Raw genomic sequence first — 20172 nt, forward strand, 5'->3', positions numbered from 1 at the left:
GGAGTCCACCATGAACACCCCGCAACAAGTTGCCGCCGACACTCAACCGGCCACCAACAACGGCAAACGCCAACGCATGACGGTGTTACTCGTCATCGTGATCCTGATCGCCGCGATTGCGTACGGTCTGTACTACTTCCTCGTCGCCCGCTTCCATGAAGACACCGACGATGCCTACGTGAACGGCAACGTCGTACAGATCACGCCGCAGGTGACCGGCACGGTAATCGCGGTGAACGCGGACAACACGCAGACCGTCAAGGCCGGCGATCCGATCGTCGTACTCGATCCCGCCGATGCGCGCGTCGCGCTCCAGCAGTCGGAAGCGAACCTGGGGCAGACGGTGCGTCAGGTACGTGGTCTCTTCGCCAACGACGATCAATACCTCGCCCAGGTCGCCGTCCGCCAGTCGGATCTGTCGCGTGCGCAGGACGATCTGCGGCGTCGGTTGACGGTTGCCGGTACGGGCGCCGTATCGCAGGAAGACATCTCGCACGCCCGCGATGCTGTGAAAAGCGCGGAAGCCGCGCTCGACGCCGCGCAGCAGCAACTCGCTGCAAACCGCGCGTTGACGGCCAATACAACGATCGCGGGTCATCCGGATGTGCAGGCCGCGGCCGCGAGAGTGCGCGACGCGTACCTCGCGAACGCACGCAACACGTTGCCCGCGCCGGTCACCGGCTATGTCGCGCAACGCTCGGTACAGGTAGGCCAGCGTGTGTCGCCGGGCACGCCGCTGATGGGCGTCGTGCCGTTGAACGGTGTGTGGATCGACGCGAACTTCAAGGAAGTGCAACTGAAGCACATCCGCATCGGCCAGCCGGTTGAACTGACTGCGGATGCGTATGGATCATCGGTGGTGTTTCACGGCAAAGTGGTCGGCTTCTCAGCCGGCACCGGCTCGGCGTTCTCGCTGTTGCCTGCACAGAACGCGACCGGCAACTGGATCAAGGTCGTGCAGCGCCTGCCGGTGCGTATCGCGATCGATCCGCAGGAACTCGAGCAGCACCCGCTGCGCATTGGCCTGTCGATGCAGGTCGACGTGAATATCAAGGACGACTCGGGCAGCGAACTGGCGAGCGCAAAGAACACCGTGTATCAGACCAGCGTGTTCGAGAACTACGGCGACGAGGCCGACGCGGAGATCGCCCGCATCATCGCCGAAAACGCAGGGACGAACGGTGCCGCGCAAAAGGTGGTCGCTCATGCGGCAAAGACCGGTTCGAAGGTGATGTAAGCAACCTCGACATCGACCTCAACATCGACACCCTACGAGACTTCCCATGGCTCAGGCTCATGCACCCGCTCAGGCACCCGCCGCACCTCCCCCACTGCAAGGCGGCAAGCTCGTGCTTGCCACAATCGCCGTTGCACTGGCCACGTTCATGACCGTGCTCGACTCGTCGATTGCCAACGTGGCGATTCCGAACATCTCCGGCGACCTCGGCGTATCCGTCGACGAAGGCACGTGGGTCATCACCATGTTCGCCGCCGCCAACGCCGTATCGATTCCGCTGACCGGCTGGCTCACGCAGCGCATCGGTCAGGTCAAGCTGTTCGTCGGCGCGATCCTCGCATTCGTGCTCGCGTCGTGGCTGTGCGGCATGGCGCCGACGTTGCCGATCCTGCTCGGCGCACGCGTGCTGCAAGGCGTCGTAGCCGGCCCGCTGATTCCGCTGTCGCAGGCTATTTTGCTCGGCTCGTATCCGAAACATAAATCGGCGACGGCGCTATCGCTGTGGGCCATGACCGCCACCGTCGGCCCGATCGCGGGGCCGCTGCTCGGCGGCTGGATCACCGACAGCTACAACTGGTCATGGATCTTCTATATCAACATCCCCGTCGGCATTTTTGCGGCCGGCGTGACATGGTCGATCTACCGCAGCCGCGAGACGCAAACCCGCAAGCTGCCGATCGATGTGGTCGGACTCGGTCTGCTAATCGCGTGGGTCGCGTCGTTGCAAGTGATGCTCGACAAGGGCAAGGACCTCGACTGGTTCAATTCGACGACCATCGTCGTGCTCGCCATCGTTGCGCTGATCAGCTTTGCGTTCTTCGTGATGTGGGAGCTAACCGAAGAGAATCCGATCGTCGATCTGCGGCTCTTCGGGCAGCGCAACTTCCTGGGCGGAACGATTGCGATCTCGATTGCGTATGCGGTCTTTTTCGGCAATCTCGTGTTGCTGCCGCAGTGGATGCAGGAGTATCTGAACTACCGCTCCGTCGATGCAGGGTTAGTCACCGCGCCGCTCGGCATTTTCGCGGTACTGCTAGCACCAGCGATGGGTCGCATCATGGGGCGCCTCGATGCACGCGTTATTGCAACACTTGCGTTCTCCGGGTTTGCGGGTGTCTTCTTCATGCGTTCGCAATATCTGACCGACATCGATACATGGCATCTCGTACTGCCGACGCTGCTGCAAGGTATCCCGATGGCGTTGTTCTTCGTGCCGCTGACCGCCATCATCCTGTCCGGCCAACCGGCTCATCGCATTCCCGCGGCCGCAGGGCTGTCGAATTTCGCGCGGGTGTTTTGCGGTGCAGTCGGTACGTCGCTCGCGAGTAACGAGTGGAACAACCGGACTGTGTTGCATCACACGCGGCTCACCGAGCAGGCTAACGCCAACAATCCGCTGTTTAACCACTGGATCGATTCGACTCAATCGCTGCTGCATCTGAATGTGCAGTCCGCGCACGCGCTGTTCGATTCCACCGTGAACAATCAGTCTGCGATGCTCGGACTCGACGACGTGTTCTACATCTCGGCGGTGATCTTCATCGTGATCATTCCGTTGATCTGGATCACGCGACCGGCGAAAGGCGGTGGCGGCGCCGATGCGGCGGCCGGTGCGCATTGAACGCGTACAAGGCACGCGGTGACGATTGATCACTTCACCGCGAAAACGGTTGACGGCGCGAATGCTGTGTTCGGGTCCTGTCCGTTCCAGGACGCAACCCACGCATCGTTCGGCGTTGATCCCATGACGAAATCGAGCTTTCCGCCAGCACGCATTTCATCGTGCGTGACGTACGGACGATGCAACGCGGTGCCATTGAGCGTGACCGATTGCACGAAACGGTTGCTCGTCGACGGCGCTTCGCCATTCGCGGTGTGCGCCGTAATCGTGAACGAGTGCGACTGGCCAAACGTCAGCGCGTTGCCGTTGGCAGTGGCGTTCGCAACAGGAATGCTGATTGCCGCCTCGGCGAACAGGGGCGTGCCGAAGTAGTACACCCCGCCGACGGGATTGAGTGAATAGATACCCATCGCCGACAGGACGTACCACGCCGACAACTGGCCGAAGTCGTCATTGCCAGGAATGGCCGACGCCCGAACCCTGCGCGGATCGCCCTGCGCGACCTTCAGACTGGCCGCACTCAGGTCCGCAGTGTCGCGTGCCGTCAGGGTGAGCGAGTACATGTCGTCCATCACGGTACGAACGACATCCTGCGTTTTCGACGGGCGGCCGACGACATCGTATAGATAGGGAATTTCATTGGCCGGTTCATTGCCCGCCACGAACTCGCCGATACGGCCAGTCAGATCCGGGAAGCCCTGCCCGTTGAGAAAGCTGAGCGGGTTGTTCGCAGCAAACGTTTTGTCGAGTTGCGCCTCGACCTGACTCTTGCCGCCGAGCAGCGCGATGAGGCCGGGGAAATCATGGAATACGTTCCACGTATCGATCCATGAGTTCGCCTCGGAGTAGTCGGTTTTTTCCGCGGCGGTGGGATCGAAACCAGACGACCAGTCCCCGGAACTGCTCTTCGGCGTCGCGAATATCCAGCCGTTAAGTTTGGCTGGGTTGTAGACATGAGCGTAGCTAAGGCTTCGTTTCAGATAAGTCTGGTAAGCGGACGCGTCCTTGCCGGCTGCCTTGCCGACCGCAGCCGTGGCCCAGTCGTCGAATGAATAGTCCTGAGTCGTGGACACAGACGCGTTGTCACCGGAAAAAACGTACCCGCTGTTCCGATACTCGTCGAACCCGTGCGCGCTCGCGCTTTGCGTCGTGGTCAACGCAGTCCAGATGTCATCGATGTTTGCGGTCGTGATCCCTTTCAGATAAGCATCGGCGATCATCGGGATTGCGGGATGGCCTGCCATCGTGAACGTTTCCGTTTGCGCCAGTGGCCAGACCGGCAATTCGCCCTTACCGTTCTGTTTGAACTGCGTCAGCAACGACTTCACCCAGCCATCGACTCTTTCCGGCTGAACCAGGGTCATCAACGGTGACTGGGCGCGAAACGTATCCCATAGCGAGAACGAAGAAGAATAGTCGAACCCGGGATTGGCGTGTTTGCTCGTGATTGGCGGATTGGTGTTGCTGTTATTGGTCGAGTCCGTGCCGACGTAGCTGCCATCGGCATTGTTATAGAGCGTCGGCCCCAGCATCGCGTGATAGAGCGAGGTATAGAACATGGTCCTCTGATCCGCAGTCCCGCCCTTTACCTGGACGCGATTGAGTGCAGTAGCCCACGTGTGTTGAGCGGCGTCTTTCACCTGGTCGAACGTCTGCTTACCCACTTCCGTGGCGAGGTTGGCTGCCGCATCGGCCATGCTGGACGGCGAGATACCGACATTGACCGTGACGACTGCATTCGATGCTCCTGCGGCTGTGACAAACGTCAGATATGCCGTGCTGCCGTCCGCGCTGTATTGAACGTTGGGATCGAATGGCTGCGAAAAATGCGCCGTAAAGTAAGTGGGTTTATTGACCGCCCAGTTGTTGGTGATTTGCCAACCGGAGATCGTCTGGTTGTCGACGACCTGGATCTTGCCGCTCTGCAGCGAACCGCCAATCGGATTGGCGATGCTCACAATCATGCTGCACTTTTGCGTCGTCGCGCTCGGGGAATAGGTATAGCGATGTACGCCTGCATGCGACGTCGCAGTCATTTCCGCGAGAATCGTGGCGCCTTGCACGTTCCAGGGCGGGTTCCCGGTCCCCTTCGGCGACATGCGAACGCTGTAGTATCCCGGTGCCGCGCTCTCGTCTGCGTGACTGAACTGCGCGTTGTAGGTGACCGACGTGCCGTTGATTTTGGCTAACGTGGCTTTGTCGACAGGCGCAAGCGTCGGCAGAAAATTCACCTCTCCACCCGAACCAATCCCCGCACCTGAAAGATGCGTATGCGCGAATCCGCTGATATAGGGATCGTCGTACTGATAACCGGAGGTGCGATCCCAGTCGTACGGCAAGGCGCTAGGTCCGCCAGTCGTATCGGGCCCCAGCTGAACCATGCCAAACGGAACGGTGGCACCGGGATAGACATGCCCGTGCCCACGAATTCCACTGCTCCAGTCTGCTGAAATGTCGAGATTTCCCGTGCCGATCATGGGATCGACGCTCTTGAGAACCAGCATCGGATCGACGCTCTGAGCGATCGGTCCGGGAGCGACACTCGCAGGGCTTGCGTCGTTCACCGGCGTTGCTGCTCCGTTCGAACTGGGGGCGGTTGGCGCCTGGGCGAGTGGCGCACTATTCACCGATGTGCGCGAGACGGGATTCAAATCACCGCCGCATGAGACAACGCTGGCGCAGACCCCCAGCAGCGTGCCCGTCAGTTTCCATGTGTTGTGCATAATCCTCGCTCCCTGAGACCGTCGCTATCTTTTTTCTCCCGTGCCCGGGCTGTTTATCGTTGCAAAAGATATTGCGTCTATGGCTTCAATTGACCGGCGACTGATGATTCGATCAGACGTCCGTAGCATTTATACAGGGGGGAGAATGTCTGAATAAACGTGGGCATACCACGGGAGACTTCCCTAATTTTTAGTGTGTTTAGATAAACATGAGATCGATTGGCACAATCACGCTAGCGACGTCAGGGCGATCCGGTCGCTAGCACGTAGGAATCCTGCTGATGGGATCAGCAGTTTCGATGAAGATGTGGTGGATTTTTAACGAATCACGGCCATGTCACGCTATCGTTCGATATGCATCATGAGTCGCGAACGATAGCGTGTGCGCTTCACTACCGCGGATCGAAATCGAACTCGAGCCGGATGCCGCCCGGCTCATACACCATCGTGTGCCGCTTCGGTCCCTGCCGCAGATTCTCCGGAGCAAACTCGACGACGACACCGGGCCATGCCGATACGCGCCGGAAAATTTCTTCGAGCGCTGCTTCGCTGCCGACCTTCATCGCAAGATGATGCAGACCGACGTTACTTTTACGGTCGAACTCCACGCGGCCCTGCTGGTTCTGCACTTCCCACAGCGTCAGCACGGTGTGTCCGTCGGACACGAAAGCAGCTGGGTACTCGGGTCGCTCCGCAACCTGGTTCCAGCCGAGACAATCGACAAAGAAATCGCGCGTGACTTTGAGATCGCGAACTGTCAGCCCGATATGATCGACGCCGAGTGTCAGAGGTGTGTTCGTCATGATGGAAATCTCACGAGATGATAGAGGTTGCAGTCGATCTGCTTTCTTGCCTGCAGATCGTCCTTGACGCCATCAACGTTCCGACATTTCGGCGATCAATTCGGCCATCAGTTTTCCAGCCGGCATGGTGCGGGCCAGCGGCGCACCTTGCCCCGCCCATTGAGCGCCATAGCCGAACTCGCCGACCGCCTTGCCAGCAGCGTTCAACGACTTCCCCGCGTCATAGACGATCGGATAAGCTGGCACGTCGTTCGGCGCGACGTTTTCGCCAAATGCGGTGAAGCGGTTAGCAAGGCAGCGCGCCGGCCGTCCTGAGATGACCCGCGTCATCACCGTGTGCTGTGCTGCGCTACTGAACAGCGCGGCCCGGTATCCCGCGTCTGCTGCGGACTCGTCCGTGCCCACAAAAGCCGTACCGAGTTGCGCTGCGCTCGCGCCGAGCCGCAGCGCCGCCGCGATGCCCGCACCGTCCATGATTCCACCGGCAGCGATCACAGGCACGTCGAGTTCGCGCGAAAGTATCCGCACGAGCGCCATCGTCCCGAGCTGCTCGTCGGCGCCATCCGGGTCGTACATGCCGCGGTGGCCCCCTGCTTCATAACCCTGAGCCACTACGGCGTCGACGCCGGCCGCCACCGCAAGACGCGCCTCACGCAGATTCGTCGCGGAGCCAAGCAGCACGATGCCGGCTTCGCGCAATGCCTGAATCCATCCGCGCGACGGCACGCCGAAATGAAAACTCACGACCTTCGGCCGCGTCTCGAGTAGAACCTTGAACATCTCTTCATCCACAAGAAAGCTCTTGTAGATCTCGCGAATCGCAGCTGGTGGTTCTGCCTTCACCCGCTCGAATTCCGGACGCAGCCGCTCGAGCCACGCGGTCTCGCGTGCAGCGTCGGCCTGCGCCGGTCGATGGCAAAACATATTGACGTGCAACGACCGGCTGGAACGCTCGCGCACCGCGGCAATCATTTCGCGGGCACTTGCCGGGGTCGCGGCACCCAGGCCGAGCGAACCGAGTCCCCCCGCGTTGGACACGGCCGCCGCCATCGCGGGCGTCGAGATCCCGGCCATCGGTGCCTGGATGATCGGCCATTCGATATCGAGCAGTTCGAGTAGCGGTTGCGACGATGAAGATGCCATGACAAAGCTCCTGAATATCTGTCGTTTAGTGGGCGCTGCGCGACTGAACCCATTGATTCAACGCAGCACACAGCACCAATAATGAACCGGTTACGAAGAACACCTGGTGCAGGCCGACATGCGCGCCGATCTGTCCGCCGATCAACGGACCGACCACCTGTCCGGTGAACTGGGCCGATTGCAGATACCCGAGTGCCTTGCCCGTGCTCCGTTCAGGCACCGTCTGCCGCATCAGCTTTGCGATCGCGGGAAGCAGCCCGGCGATCGTCATGCCCATCAGCCCGCGTAACGCAGCGAGTTGCCACCAGTGTGTCACGAATGCCTGCGGCACCATCACGAGTCCGGTTGCGAGCAGACAGCCGATGATCACCTTCCAGCTACCGACCCGATCCGCCAGCGCCCCGAGCCGCGCGGCGGTCAACAGGCTGCCGAACGCCGAAGCGGCCATCACGATGCCGGCGGTGCGCGCAACGTGATCGTTTGCCACGCCGAGCTGCCCGATGAACACCGTGATGATCGGTTCGATCGACATGTTGGCGAGCAGCACCATCATCGCGGTTACCAGCAGCGCGCCGATGCGGTTGCGATCGGCCGTGCTCATCGGTGCGCTCGTCTTCGGCGCCTTGCTCTTCGCATCGAACTGGCGGTCGAAGTCCTCGCGAATCAGAAAGATCGTCGCCGCAGCGGCCACCGCAATCATCGCCCCGCCGACAAAAAACGTTCCGCGAATCCCGACCCACGTCGGCAGAAAACCGCCCACCAGCGGGCCAACGAGGTTGCCTGTCAGCGCACCGGTCGACAGTATGCCGAGCGCCCAGCCGGCCCGCTCGCGCGGCGCCTGCGTGCCGATCATCACGATCGCCGCCGATGCGTATCCACCGACCAGGCCCGCAGCGAGCCGCAGCACGACCAGTTCGACGACGTTGTGCGCGACCCCGATCAGCGACATCACGACGGCCATGCCGATGGCTGCGCGAATCAGCATCGGTTTGCGCCCATAGCGATCGGCCAGGTGTCCCCACACGGGCGCCGTGACGGCAGTGCCAAAGAACGTCGCACCAAACGCTACCCCCGACCACTGGATCACGGCGGACGGCGACGTCACGCCGAGTTGCTGCACATACAGCGGCAGAAACGGCAGCAACATGCTGAGACTGACCAGCGTCGTGAAGGAACCGAAGACACAGACAGCGAGATTGCGCCGCCAGTGCGTGACATTGCGCTCCGCATAGCCCGGTCGACTGGCAGGCGTCCCCAGACCGTATGCGGGTTGATCGGCTTGAGTTGACATGTCCTTTACCTTGCCGACTGGAACGCGGCGGCTATCGATACGAATTACGTGAAATCGGTGGAACGGGACAGCGGCTCCCACGCCTTGATCTCGTTTCCGAGCGAACGCAGTCGTGCCTTGACCCGCTGCAACGCATCGCTGCCGAGCAACAGATGCGTGGGAGGATCGTCGGATTCGACGATCTCGAGCAGCACCTTCGCGGCCCGCACCGGATCGCCGCTCTGATGACCGCTGTATTGCCGCCGACGTTCGCGCACCGGATCGAACACCGCGTCGTAGTCCGCGATGAAACGTCCCGAGCGCACCATCGAGCGCCCGGCCCATTCGGTGCGAAACGAACCCGGTGCGATCGCAGTGACCTTGATGCCCAGTCCCTCGACTTCGGCACTCAGCGCTTCGCTGATGCCCTCCAGCGCAAACTTGCTGCCGCTGTAGAACGAGATACCCGGCATGCTGATATAGCCCGCCATCGAGGTGATGTTGATAATGTGACCGCTGCGTCGCTGACGCATCGCCGGCAGCACGGCCTTGATCATCGCCACCGCACCGAACACATTGACCTCGAACTGCCGGATCAACTCCGTCATCGGCGATTCTTCGAGAATGCCTTCGTGACCGTAGCCCGCGTTGTTGACGAGCACGTCGATAGGACCGATTTCCGTTTCGATCTGCCGCACCATCGGTTCGATCGCATCGAAACGCGTGACGTCGATGATCACGGCTTTCGCGCGCTCCCGATGCAGCGCTTCGAACTCGATCCGGTCGTCCTCGCGGCGCACCGTGCCGACCACCGTATGTCCCACCGCCAACGCCGCTTCGGCGAAAGCCCGACCGAAACCGGCGCTCGCACCGGTGATCAGAAAGGTTTTCGTTGTGGATTCGCCCATTGCGTACTCCTGGTTGCTGCGCGATCGTGTGGCGGTATCGGCCGGTTATCGGTCGGTTTCGGCCGGCTAGAAGCGCCACGGCCCGGAGATCGCTCCCGGGCCGTGGCAGGCACGCTAGCCGGCCTGTTCCTTGCGAATGGCCGTCGTCGTCCGGCCGCCGAAACCCCAGTTATCCGTGTCGACTTCCTCGATCACGATGTGGGTCCACTCGGGCGGTTTGTGCAACACACGCTCGAGCGTATCGGTGACTTCCTTGATGACCTGAGCCTTCTGCTCCGCGGTCACACCCTCGCGGGTGATACGAATGCTGACGAATGGCATGATTCGACTCCGTTCGGTTGTTTCCGCTGTTCAAGCGGGATGGATTCTGAAACGCGCACGCGACTGCCTGAAATGAATTCTATTGATACTGATGGAAGCGATAAACGGGTGTTGGTACACTTCTCTTGATACATGGTGTAAAGAGTGCCCTCCAACTCGACGCGACCTGGCGTCTTTCCGAAGAGTCATGAAACGATATTTCGACGATCTCCAGCTAGGAAGCATTGAGTTGTTCTGCCTTGCCGCCGAAGCAGGCAGCTTCACGTCCGCCGCTCTCGCCGGTGGCGTCACGCCGGCCGCGGTCAGCCGATCGATCGCGCGGCTCGAAAAGCGCCTCGGCGTGCGTCTTTTTGTGCGTTCGACCCGCAGCATCCGGCTCACTGAAAGCGGCAAGTCCTACTACGAGGAATGCAGTCAGGCGCTGAACCAGCTCGTCGAGGCGGAGCGCAACGTCACGGGCGAACAGGCGCAACCGGGCGGCACGCTGCGCATCACTGCGCCGACCACCTACGGTCATCACCGCCTGCTGCCGATGCTCCCGGCCTTTCGCGCGAAGTACCCGTTGATCAAGCTCGAAGTGCACGTGGGAAACCGCAACGTCGATCTGCACGACGAGAACTACGATCTCGCCATTCGTGTGCGCGCACAACCGGACTCGACGATGATCGTCCGGCTGCTCGAAGATGCGCCGCTCGTGATGGTCGCGAGCCCCGCCTACTTGAAGCGCGCGGGCGTACCGCGTACGCTCGCCGAGCTCGAACAGCACGAGTGCATCCAGTTCGATCTGCCCAGCAGCGGGCGGCGGATTTCATGGCTGTTCAACGAGGATGGGCACGAGAAGGAAATGTCGTTGAACGGCAACTATTCGTGCTCGGAAGACGTACTCGCCGGTGTGACGCTCGCGAAGGCGGGTGCCGGGTTGTTTCAGGCGTACCGGTTCGTCGTCGAGAAAGATCTGGCCGATGGGACGCTCGTTGAGGTGCTGCAGCCGTTTGGCGGTCGCTCGCGGCCTTATAGCCTGCTCTACCCGCACGGACGTTTATTGCCTCTGCGGGTGCGGGCGTTCATTGACTTCATGATGGAAGAGATCGGCCGTTTGCAGGCTGCGGCGGGTACTTCTCCGGTCAAGGCGAGGCGCGCGAAACCGGAGACGTCGACCAAGCCGGCAGCTTCGCGCCGCTAGCTCGTTTCTCGTCTCCTGGTTGTCAGTGCTTGACGAGTTCCTGACCGACCGCGTAAAGCTCGCATGGCGTGTTGCTGTGTTGCGAGCAGGCTGCCAGCGCCTGTTCGGAGGCATCCTTGCCGACGCGCCACGCCCAATGTCCATCGGTCGACAAGGCGAACGCCCGGGGCGGCGCCATCCACAGAAACCGTCGATAACCCGCGCGTCCATCTTCCTTCAGATACGGTACTGCGCGCACATCCTCCACGTCCGGTCCGTGGGTGTCGGCGCGCAGATCGGAGCGAACGTCGAACGGTAGTCCGAGCGAGCGAAAGAACTTCGCGACTGCGGGCAGCCATATCGATGTGCCCGCGTATGAACCGAACATGGCGTGAGCGTCGCTTTCGAAGGTGCCGAAGTCGATCAACTGCGCATGGCCTCCTGCCCCTGTATAGGCCGACAGCATCTGTTGTACGAGCGGTGGCGGGAACAGCGAGTCGTTATCGCCGTACATCCACAACGAAGGCACACGCGTTTCCTTGCCGTAACTGCCGAACGCGTTGATCAGATTGCGCTGCGACCCCGGGCAGTTCTCAAAGTGAAGGCCACCCGCGAAGTTGACGAGACCGAGTACGCCGGGTGGATTGCGCGCGCCTAATGCCATCGTGGCGAGCCCGCCGTGCGACTGGCCCATTACGACGATGCGTGTCGCGTCGATGTAGGGCAAGGTCCGGGCATACGCAATCGCTGCCAGCACATCGTCGGCCTGAGCAAGTCCGTTGTCCTCGACGTTGCAGCTGCTGTCAAGATAGAAGCCGCCCGAGCCCGCAAAACCCTGGCGCATGGGGACGATCACCGCGTAACCACGCCTGACGAATTCGAGTGCCTGTCCGTAGTAAGCCGATGCCTGCTGGAAATGCGGGTTGCCCAGGTCTTTGCCGTGGTTGATGACGACGAGTGGGAACGGACCATCGCCGGTGGGCGCGTAAATCTGCGTCTGCAGTTCGACGTGGAACAGGCCGTGACCTTTGGGCACCATCACCGATTCGTCGCGCAGGCTTGCTGCGGTTGCCGAGTGAAAGGCTGTTGTCAGGGCGAGTATTAGAGTCGACAGGGTAATCGACAGAACGGAACGGCTGTGTGACGCGAAACGCTTGTGCAAGCAGGTGGCGGTGGTGCAGGGTTCCATGTGCATCCCGGGACAAATCACGTAACGTGCCCAGTTAAACAGAGAATCCAGCGGAAACCCGTCGCGCCGATGAAATAAAGTCCGCAGGCGATCTAATCGGATTGAACAAGGCGCGTCACCGCCGTGCGCGAAAGCAACGAGGGAACCGCACCTCCGTGCGGTTCCCCAATCGCAAACCATACCGATCAATTCAGCTTCATCACCTCAACCACATTCGCCTTCGGCACCACCGGCATATTCACAGCCGTGTGATCCAGATCGAGCGTCACCTGAGCAGTGCCGTTGAAGCCTTCGAGCTTCAGAGCGATCTTGCTACCCGGTAACACCGTGAAGTCCCGCGGCATCATCTCCAGCGCGAAGCTGTAGTTCGTGCCAGGCACAATCGGCTGCGGATGCTCGAGGCCCTTGTAGAACTGCGGATTAGCCCACCCATAAGTCACGTTGTTACCATCCACAGACAGCGTCGCCTTAACGTCCGTCACAGCCGGCGAGAATTTCCCGGTCACGACAATCATGATCGTGCCGGCATACCGTGTTGCATTGGCGAGCGGCGCGCTCGTATACGTCACGGTGTTCTTGCTATCGAAGCTCACAGCATGGCTGTCGACGCCTTCCGACGGATTCGACGTGAACAACCCACCAGTCGTGCCATCCCCGCGCAGGTAATACGGCGTCGTCGTCGTAGTCGGCCACGCGCTTTCCTTCACGATCAGCTCTCCCGTCGGAATACAGTCTCTCGGGTTGTGTCCGTCCTTGCAGTGTCCGGTTAACGTGTTGCCATTGTTGTCCGGATTGCTGCTCGTGTCGGAACCACCGGTCGGCTGATCGCCTGCCGGAGTTTCGCGTGCATAAGTCGGTTGGGTTTCTACACCGTTATTCACACCGAACAGATAGCGCGAATACCAGAGCAGCACTTCTTTTGCCCACTCCTTCTGCCAGACCGGATCATCGTGGTTACGGCTATGCAACCAGAGCTGAACGGGTTTCTTCAACTTGTACAACGTGTCGTACAGCTGCACGCCGTTCTTCGTCTTGACGTTGTTGTCGTCCTGCCCCTGCGTGACCAGAGTCGCCGCCTTGATCTGATCGACGTGCTTCAGGGTATTGCGCGCTTTCCAGAAGTCGTTATAGGCGAGCGTCGCGTCGTCGGACTCGGTAGAAAGCGTTTGATAGAACGATGCACATGCCTTGGCGGTACGGGTCGATTGCTCCGCCGCGAGGTAGTCGGTGAGCCCAATCGTGCCGATCACGTCGGAGATCACACCGTTGTAGCGGAAGTAATCGTAGCCGTTGCTGATTCCCTCCACCGGTACGATCGCCTCGAGACCAGGAACGCCGGTAATCGCGACCATCGACGGCAAAGTGCCGCCATAGGAAATGCCTTCCATCGCGACGTGCCCCGTCGACCAGCTCGCAGCCAGCGGATTTCCCTTGTCGTCGAAACCGGGCGCCGACTTGTCGCCGGTGAGCCAGCGAACCACAGCGGCCATCGCCTGGCCTTCAGTCGAATCCATCACCGACCAGCAACCATCGGAGAGATTGGTACCAAGAGAGTCCGCATAAATGACGGTGAATCCCATGCGGATATATTCCTCTTCGCCGAGGAACGGCTCGCGTTCGTTCGCCGCATAGTCCGGGTCCGCGTAGTAGACCGACGGTCGAACAATCACCGGCGTCTTCAGTCCTTCATCGACTTCCGCAGGCTGCACGATGCGCAGCGCGATGCGATCCTTCTTGCCGTCGTGATCGGTATCGAACGGCGTTTCCACCGTCACGCTGTATTTCTTCGGCGCGCGCATCGATAGCCACGGCAAGACCATGCCGTCGTCCACCGTCGGGCCGTCATGGCCCGGATAGAGCGTGTTCAGCGCAGGATAGGTAATGCCGGTCGGCGAGCTCGCAAACTGCGCGCCGACGCCGGCGGTCGGCACAGGCGGCTTGAACGGTGCGGGGTCCGGTGTCGTCGTGATGGTTTGCGGCGGCGTAGCGGCAGCCTTGCTGGCTACACTCGATACGTCATGCCCGCCTCCGCACGCAGTCAGTGACATCAGGGTGATCAGCATCGACGCGGCGGTTTTCCGCGTCAGCCGCAATGGCAGCCATTCCGCATGATTCATACGCTCTCCGGTTGTTTTCGTTGGTTCTGGCGCCTGCGACTCCCCTCCTCTTTGTCACTCCTGACGAGCGCACTGGGATCGGGTCTTCACGGGCGATGCGTGTAAAGACGTCCGGGCACTCATCCAGGGCCAGTCGGAAAACTAAATATTTCTCAAGCGCTGCTGCGAACGATGCGGATTGAGAGTCAGGCAAAAAAATCTTTGGCACTCGACTGGTCTCCTTTCATTTCGCATTCGTCTTTAGTACAGGACCGCAAGGATCGGCTACTGGAGAAGCCGGTCGTTGCACGCGCATCGATCGTCGCGCGGCCCCTGCTTAAAACTACTCAACATAACTTAGAGGTTCTGGAATGGTCGACAGGATTCCAATGCGCCCGGGTACCGGCACACGAGAGACAACGAATAAAGACCGGGGTATTCAAGCTTCATCAAGACAACGCATGCGACTGCCGTTCGCACTGTTGCTGACGACGATGCTGATAGCCGCGTGCGGCGGGGACGTCGGCTCATCGACATCGACCGCGTCCACGCAACCCGGCGCGCCGGCGAGCGCTGCACCGCCCAGCACGCCGTCCACACCCAGCACACCGGAGCAGTCTTTAGCCGCCGACCAGCCGTACAGCGATCCACTCAGCTACTCCTCCGCGGCGGATGCTTCGTTGACCGCTCCCGTAGCCGAGCGCGCAGCCGTAGTCCATCGTCGTCTCAAGTTGAATGACGGCTCGACGCTGACCTACACCGGCACCACCGGGCATCTGACCGCCAGCGACGCCAACGGTAAAGCCGAGGCTTCCGTGTTCTATGTCGCCTACACGGCCGATGGCAAGCCGCCAGGCAGCCGCCCTGTGACGTTCCTCTTCAACGGCGGTCCAGTCAGCGCAACCGTCTGGCTGCACCTGGGGTCATGGGGACCGAAGCGCATCGTTACCCACGTACCCGATGCCAGCACGAAATCGTTCCCGCTCGTCGACAGTCCCGACACTCTGCTCAGCGACAGCGATCTGGTTTTCATCGACGCGATCGGCGTGGGCTATTCCGAAGCCATCGCGCCGAATACCAACCAGACGTTCTGGGGCGTGGACGAGGACGCGCGACTGTTCCGCGATTTCATCACGCGTTACATCGCGGTGAATAAGCGGCAGACGTCGCCGAAGTATCTCTACGGCGAATCGTATGCGGGGATCCGCACACCGGTGCTGGCGAACATGCTGGAAACCGCCGGTGTCGATCTCGCGGGGGTCGTGCTGAATTCGCCGATCATGAACTACAACACCGCGTGCGATACCGGTTACGGCACCGACTGCACCGGCTTTCTGCCCAGCTTCGGCGCGGTGTCCACCTACTACGGCGTAAGCAGCAAGCCCTCGACCACCACGCTGCCTACCTACATTCAGCAACTGCAAGGCTTCGCCTCGGGCTCGTATCAGCCCGCCGTCAAGTCGTTCCTCGCGAGCAAGACACCACCATCGGGCAGCCTGCTCGCGCAACTGACCGGCTACACGGGCTTCGCATCGCAGGTCTGGCTCGACAACTTCAACATGGACCCCGGTACGTATCGCTCGAAAATCAAACCGGGCTATGCCGTCGACGTCAACGACGGCCGGCTCAATGCACTCACGGGTGGCGCTCCGACCAGCTACTACGACAACGCGTTCTCCGACCAGATCAAGACGTACCTGCCGCAAGGGCTGGGCTACAGCGTGAAGACGGACTACTCGATGTCCGCGGGCGACACCTGGGACTGGCAGCACGACGGCCTGCCGCAGCCCGATTCGGTACCTGACCTTGCCTCCGCCATCGCGCAGAACCCGCAGCTGAAAGTACTGGTCATGCATGGTTATCACGATCTCAACTGTCCGTACTTCCAGACCGAAATGGAACTGGGCCGGATGGGCAATGTGCCGAATCTGCGCGTGCGGCTCTTCGAAGGCGGGCATATGACGTACCTCAACGAAAGCTCGCGCGCACCGATGAAGACCGAACTGCATACGTTCTACAACGCGACCGGCACCGCCGTTCGTTGATCCGGCTATCGAAGCGCGAGGCGACCTCTTCGACGTCGTCTCGCGCCGGCAAAACAGATTCGAACAAGGAGCACTCAGTGAAGAATTCTCGTGGTGTGTGGGCGTCGATCGCGATGATCGGCGCCATGGTTTGTGTTCCTCAGTGGGCGCAAGCAGGTAGCGACGACAGTGCTGCATCGGCACCGGATAGCGCACAAAGTCCGGCGCGCTCGCCCGAACAGATTCACGTGCAGCCGGGTGTACCGCGCTCCAGCCAGCCCGCATTGTCGGGCAGGGCGCTGGATGCGCATGTTCTGACGCAATTGAAGCAACGCTTCGACGCCGCCGATACGGACCACACCGGTCGAATCAGCGTCGACCAGGCCCGCAGCGCGGGATGGGGTTATCTGGTCAATCACTTCGGCCAGATCGACAAGGCCGGCCGCGGCACCGTCAGCTTCGACGAAATCGCCAACTACATGCGCGGCATGGGTGCCCGGATGTAATTGTCAGGGCTCCGAACTCACACAGTTGACACACGAGTGAAAATTTCCGGAGCCCGACTGGTCCCCTTTCATTTCGCATTCGTCTTTAGAACAAGATCGCAAGGACCGGTTATCGGAGAGCCGGTCCTTGCACGAACATCGATCGGCGTACGGCTCATCAAACGCGTGTCACAGATCACATCGCGTAGAAGCCGCGTACAACTACTCAACATAACTTAGAGGTTCTGGAATGGTCGACAGACTTATTCATTACGCTCGCTATGGATGTGCATTCGGTCTGCTCGTTTCGCTGCTCAGCGCATGCGGTGGCGACAACAAGATCGCGAGTAATCCGGCATCGAATCAGGCGGCAGGCAGCCCACAGCAACCCGGCCCTGCCGCGCCCGCTCCGGCCAGTACGCCCGCGGTGGCAGCCGATCAGGCCTATGCGGATCCGAATCAGTACAGCACCGATCCCGATGACGGGTTGCCTGCAAACAGTGCCTTCGATCAGGCCGCCGTCACGCATCACACGATGACGCTCAACGGCAAGACCGTGAGCTACACGGCGACGGCGGGTCATTTGACAGCGATCGCACCGAATGCCGATGCATCCAAACCGGCCGATAAAGAGGTGTCGTTCTTCTATGTCGCGTACACACAGGACAACCAGCCACTCGGCAAGCGTCCGGTCACGTTCTTCTGGAACGGCGGACCGGGCTCGTCGACGATCTGGTTGCATCTGGGTTCGTGGGGGCCGAAAACGTTTCAGGTCGACGAGGCCAGCTTTACGCCTGAACAGTTGCAAACGCAGCCCAAGAGTTTCCCTATGGTCGACAACGACGTGAGCATGCTCGACGACAGCGATCTGGTTTTTGTCGATGCACCGGGCACCGGTTTTTCGGAAGCGATCGCGCCGCACAAGAACAGCGAGTTCTGGGGTGTCGACGAGGATACCAAGGCCTTCCGCGACTTCATTACGCGCTATATCGCGGTCAACAAACGGCAGACTTCGCCGAAGTATCTGTACGGCGAATCGTATGGCGGCATCCGTACGCCGATCGTCGCGGACCTGCTCGAGCAGGCAGGTAGCCCAGGGCAAGGCGGTCCGGCATTGACGGGCGTGATACTGAATTCGCCGATCCTGAGCTACAAGACCAACTGCGAACGCTCCAGCAGTTTCTCGTGCGAAGGGTTCATCCCGAGTTATGGTGCCGTCGCCTTCTCGAAGAAAGTTGCGACCGACCCGCTGGCCGGCACACTTGCACTGCCCGACTACGTCAACCAGGTGCGCTTGTTCTCGGCACAGTACTGGGTTCCGTCCCTGTCGCCGTATCTTCAGAACACTGCTAGCGGCAAATGGAAACCGAAGGACCCGAGCTCGTTTCCTCAAGACCAGCAAACCCTGTTCGGTCTGCTGGCTGCAAAGACCGGACTCAGCACCGCGAACTGGGCAGCCAGCTTCAATATGCAACCGCAGAAATTCGAATCGAGCATGATCACCAAGCTCGGTTTGGGTAACGACGCTTCGCATATGGACCGGTACAACGGTATGGTCACTATCCCGCAGAGCGCGACCTACGATGCGCAGAGCTACAACGATCTCGCCTTCCAGAACCAGATCAAGGACTTTCTGCCGAACTTCCTGAAGTACACGAGCAAAACGGCGTACGCGGTGGAGCCCGATGATCCCTACTGGGGATGGGACTGGAATCACGGTAGCGACAAGTCGAATCACCCGACCTCGTTACCGGATCTGACCGATGCACTCACACTCGATCCGAAGCTGAAAGTGGTCGTATTCCACGGGTATCACGATCTCGCTTGCCCGCTTCATCAGAGCGAGCTCGATCTCGGCGGAGCCGATCTGGCCGCGACCGTGCCCGTCAAGGCATTCCCCGGTGGCCACATGATCTACCTGACGAAGGACTCGCGACACCCGATGAAGCAGGCAATCGACACATTCTTTAGTTCGGCGTCGACAGTGGCGCTTCAGGACTGACTTCGACAGCATTCACTTCGATTGAAATGAGGCAGCAATGAAAACTCTTTGCTTAAAAGTGCTTCTGGCCGCAGTCGGTCTGACTTCTGTTGCGGCAGCGCTAGCGAATCCGTATGTGAACGTGGGCGCTACCGGTGTCGAGGCCGAAGCGCCGATGCGGTTGCTCAAGGTAGGTGACCGGATCGGCACACCGCCCCCCGACCCTGTGGGCACAGCAGTCCCCGAAGCCGAGGGACAAACGTTGCGCGATCAGGTTCTCGCCAACATGAAGCAGCGTTTCGACGCGGCCGCGGACCCGTCAACCCACCTTCTCTCGCTCGCTGACGCAAAGCGTTCGGGTTGGGGCTATATCGCGGATCACTTCAGCGCGATCGATCGCTCGGGTAGCGGTTATGTGAGCTTCGACGACCTCAAGCGTTACCTCAAGGCCAAAAAGGGTGCGGCGTTCGCAAATTCGTAGCCGCTAGTCGGCCACTAATCGCACAGTCCGGCGCATCGCTGCGTGGCAATACGCAAACGACGCGCCGGCCTTCGCTCTCATCCTTCGATCAGATGTGTGCCGTGCGTGATCGCGGCACCCGCGCGCAACGCTGCGGCGATAAAGGTCACTTCGGCCAGTTCGGCCTCGGTTGCGCCTGCCTTGAGCGCAGCGCCACGATGAATCTCGAGGCAGTAAGGACATTGCGTCGTCAACGCGACGGCCAGTGCGATCAGTTCCTTGTACTTGCGCGGCACCGCGCCATCGGCCAGCGCCGCCTTGTCGAATGCAACAAACGCATCCCACGCGCTCGACGCCTTCGCACCCAGTGCGGGCAATTTCGTCATGTTCTTCATGTCGTACATGTGTCGTTCCTCCTGCTGTCGCCTAGTGAAATGCCATGCCGCAATGGCCATGGCGCTTTGTCTCCCCTACGCAGCTAAAGACGGCTGCTTACTGGTCATTTTCAATTTCGGGCTGTTCCGTACGAGCGTGCATTCCGACCGCTTGCCGGGAGCCTGCAACGCTTAACCGACAATCGTCTTTCGCTCTGTGCGCACGCACACATTGCACGCTAGCCGGCGCTGCGATTACCGGCCGTGACCAACCTTGCAGCGTCGACCGGCCCGGTGGCCCGGCACCTGACAATTATTTCTCCGTTGTTACCGCGTAACTGCGGGAAAAAGACCCGTAACCCGCATCCGCAGTGG

General features: G+C 60.5%; 16 protein-coding genes. 7 read left to right on the plus strand and 9 right to left on the minus strand.

Annotated elements, in window-relative coordinates; genetic code table 11:
- Positions 1 to 10: 10 nt before the first annotated feature.
- On the plus strand, positions 11 to 1237 hold the full coding sequence (locus tag M0D65_RS10015) for an efflux RND transporter periplasmic adaptor subunit (protein ID WP_266252533.1): 1227 nt from the start codon (positions 11 to 13) through the stop codon (positions 1235 to 1237).
- A 46-nt stretch (positions 1238 to 1283) separates the two neighbouring features.
- Positions 1284 to 2858 carry a DHA2 family efflux MFS transporter permease subunit gene (locus M0D65_RS10020; protein WP_266252534.1) on the plus strand — a complete coding sequence of 525 codons (1575 nt, stop codon included), beginning with the start codon at positions 1284 to 1286 and terminating at the stop codon, positions 2856 to 2858.
- A gap of 29 nt (positions 2859 to 2887) precedes the next feature.
- Here the strand turns inward: M0D65_RS10020 and M0D65_RS10025 are convergent, their stop codons facing one another.
- From M0D65_RS10025 to M0D65_RS10050, 6 genes are all read right to left on the minus strand, one after another.
- Positions 2888 to 5362 (minus strand): GH92 family glycosyl hydrolase, encoded by a 2475-nt coding sequence (locus M0D65_RS10025; RefSeq protein WP_266252940.1) that lies wholly within the window; start codon positions 5360 to 5362, stop codon positions 2888 to 2890.
- A gap of 611 nt (positions 5363 to 5973) precedes the next feature.
- A complete protein-coding gene (locus M0D65_RS10030; RefSeq protein WP_266252535.1) occupies positions 5974 to 6384 on the minus strand; it encodes a VOC family protein in 411 nt (136 codons plus the stop codon).
- Between the two features lie 72 nt (positions 6385 to 6456).
- Positions 6457 to 7527 carry a nitronate monooxygenase family protein gene (locus M0D65_RS10035; protein ID WP_266252536.1) on the minus strand — a complete coding sequence of 357 codons (1071 nt, stop codon included), beginning with the start codon at positions 7525 to 7527 and terminating at the stop codon, positions 6457 to 6459.
- Positions 7528 to 7552: 25 nt separating this feature from the next.
- Complete coding sequence (locus M0D65_RS10040) at positions 7553 to 8818, minus strand: MFS transporter (protein ID WP_266252537.1); 1266 nt, start codon at positions 8816 to 8818, stop codon at positions 7553 to 7555.
- Positions 8819 to 8862: 44 nt separating this feature from the next.
- Complete coding sequence (locus tag M0D65_RS10045) at positions 8863 to 9705, minus strand: oxidoreductase (protein ID WP_266252538.1); 843 nt, start codon at positions 9703 to 9705, stop codon at positions 8863 to 8865.
- Between the two features lie 114 nt (positions 9706 to 9819).
- Complete coding sequence (locus M0D65_RS10050) at positions 9820 to 10026, minus strand: 4-oxalocrotonate tautomerase family protein (RefSeq protein WP_091012995.1); 207 nt, start codon at positions 10024 to 10026, stop codon at positions 9820 to 9822.
- A 187-nt stretch (positions 10027 to 10213) separates the two neighbouring features.
- On the opposite strand from M0D65_RS10050, the gene M0D65_RS10055 reads away from it, so the two are divergent.
- Positions 10214 to 11209 carry a LysR family transcriptional regulator gene (locus M0D65_RS10055; protein ID WP_266252539.1) on the plus strand — a complete coding sequence of 332 codons (996 nt, stop codon included), beginning with the start codon at positions 10214 to 10216 and terminating at the stop codon, positions 11207 to 11209.
- Between the two features lie 22 nt (positions 11210 to 11231).
- Here M0D65_RS10055 and M0D65_RS10060 read toward each other — a convergent pair whose 3' ends face one another.
- The gene (locus tag M0D65_RS10060) at positions 11232 to 12377 is read right to left on the minus strand and encodes a dienelactone hydrolase family protein (protein WP_266252540.1); all 1146 of its coding nucleotides are present in this window, start codon (positions 12375 to 12377) and stop codon (positions 11232 to 11234) included.
- 185 nt (positions 12378 to 12562) lie between these two features.
- The gene (locus M0D65_RS10065) at positions 12563 to 14260 is read right to left on the minus strand and encodes a CocE/NonD family hydrolase (RefSeq protein ID WP_266252941.1); all 1698 of its coding nucleotides are present in this window, start codon (positions 14258 to 14260) and stop codon (positions 12563 to 12565) included.
- A gap of 674 nt (positions 14261 to 14934) precedes the next feature.
- Here M0D65_RS10065 and M0D65_RS10070 point away from each other — a divergent pair.
- From M0D65_RS10070 to M0D65_RS10085, 4 genes are all read left to right on the plus strand, one after another.
- Complete coding sequence (locus M0D65_RS10070) at positions 14935 to 16518, plus strand: peptidase S10 (RefSeq protein WP_266252541.1); 1584 nt, start codon at positions 14935 to 14937, stop codon at positions 16516 to 16518.
- A 77-nt stretch (positions 16519 to 16595) separates the two neighbouring features.
- The gene (locus M0D65_RS10075; RefSeq protein WP_266252542.1) at positions 16596 to 17003 is read left to right on the plus strand and encodes an EF-hand domain-containing protein; all 408 of its coding nucleotides are present in this window, start codon (positions 16596 to 16598) and stop codon (positions 17001 to 17003) included.
- A gap of 229 nt (positions 17004 to 17232) precedes the next feature.
- Complete coding sequence (locus M0D65_RS10080; protein ID WP_266252543.1) at positions 17233 to 18984, plus strand: peptidase S10; 1752 nt, start codon at positions 17233 to 17235, stop codon at positions 18982 to 18984.
- A 37-nt stretch (positions 18985 to 19021) separates the two neighbouring features.
- Positions 19022 to 19444, plus strand: a complete 423-nt coding sequence (locus tag M0D65_RS10085; RefSeq protein ID WP_266252544.1) for an EF-hand domain-containing protein — start codon at positions 19022 to 19024, stop codon at positions 19442 to 19444.
- A gap of 77 nt (positions 19445 to 19521) precedes the next feature.
- Here M0D65_RS10085 and M0D65_RS10090 read toward each other — a convergent pair whose 3' ends face one another.
- Entirely contained in the window at positions 19522 to 19827 is a 306-nt protein-coding gene (locus M0D65_RS10090; RefSeq protein WP_266252545.1) for a carboxymuconolactone decarboxylase family protein, read from the minus strand.
- Between the last annotated feature and the right edge of the window lie 345 nt (positions 19828 to 20172).

It is taken from the genome of Paraburkholderia sp. CHISQ3 (assembly GCF_030464945.1).
In the GTDB taxonomy this organism is placed as follows: Bacteria; Pseudomonadota; Gammaproteobacteria; order Burkholderiales; family Burkholderiaceae; genus Paraburkholderia; species Paraburkholderia megapolitana.

Coding starts and splice junctions, on each gene's coding strand:
- M0D65_RS10070 (WP_266252541.1), top strand. CDS start 14,935: ATGCGACTGCCGTTCGCACTGTTGCTGACGACGATGCTGATAGCCGCG.
- M0D65_RS10080 (WP_266252543.1), top strand. CDS start 17,233: ATGGTCGACAGACTTATTCATTACGCTCGCTATGGATGTGCATTCGGT.
- M0D65_RS10055 (WP_266252539.1), top strand. CDS start 10,214: ATGAAACGATATTTCGACGATCTCCAGCTAGGAAGCATTGAGTTGTTC.
- M0D65_RS10060 (WP_266252540.1), bottom strand. CDS start 12,377: ATGGAACCCTGCACCACCGCCACCTGCTTGCACAAGCGTTTCGCGTCA.
- M0D65_RS10090 (WP_266252545.1), bottom strand. CDS start 19,827: ATGTACGACATGAAGAACATGACGAAATTGCCCGCACTGGGTGCGAAG.
- M0D65_RS10040 (WP_266252537.1), bottom strand. CDS start 8,818: ATGTCAACTCAAGCCGATCAACCCGCATACGGTCTGGGGACGCCTGCC.
- M0D65_RS10045 (WP_266252538.1), bottom strand. CDS start 9,705: ATGGGCGAATCCACAACGAAAACCTTTCTGATCACCGGTGCGAGCGCC.
- M0D65_RS10015 (WP_266252533.1), top strand. CDS start 11: ATGAACACCCCGCAACAAGTTGCCGCCGACACTCAACCGGCCACCAAC.
- M0D65_RS10035 (WP_266252536.1), bottom strand. CDS start 7,527: ATGGCATCTTCATCGTCGCAACCGCTACTCGAACTGCTCGATATCGAA.
- M0D65_RS10050 (WP_091012995.1), bottom strand. CDS start 10,026: ATGCCATTCGTCAGCATTCGTATCACCCGCGAGGGTGTGACCGCGGAG.
- M0D65_RS10085 (WP_266252544.1), top strand. CDS start 19,022: ATGAAAACTCTTTGCTTAAAAGTGCTTCTGGCCGCAGTCGGTCTGACT.
- M0D65_RS10020 (WP_266252534.1), top strand. CDS start 1,284: ATGGCTCAGGCTCATGCACCCGCTCAGGCACCCGCCGCACCTCCCCCA.
- M0D65_RS10025 (WP_266252940.1), bottom strand. CDS start 5,362: ATGCTGGTTCTCAAGAGCGTCGATCCCATGATCGGCACGGGAAATCTC.
- M0D65_RS10030 (WP_266252535.1), bottom strand. CDS start 6,384: ATGACGAACACACCTCTGACACTCGGCGTCGATCATATCGGGCTGACA.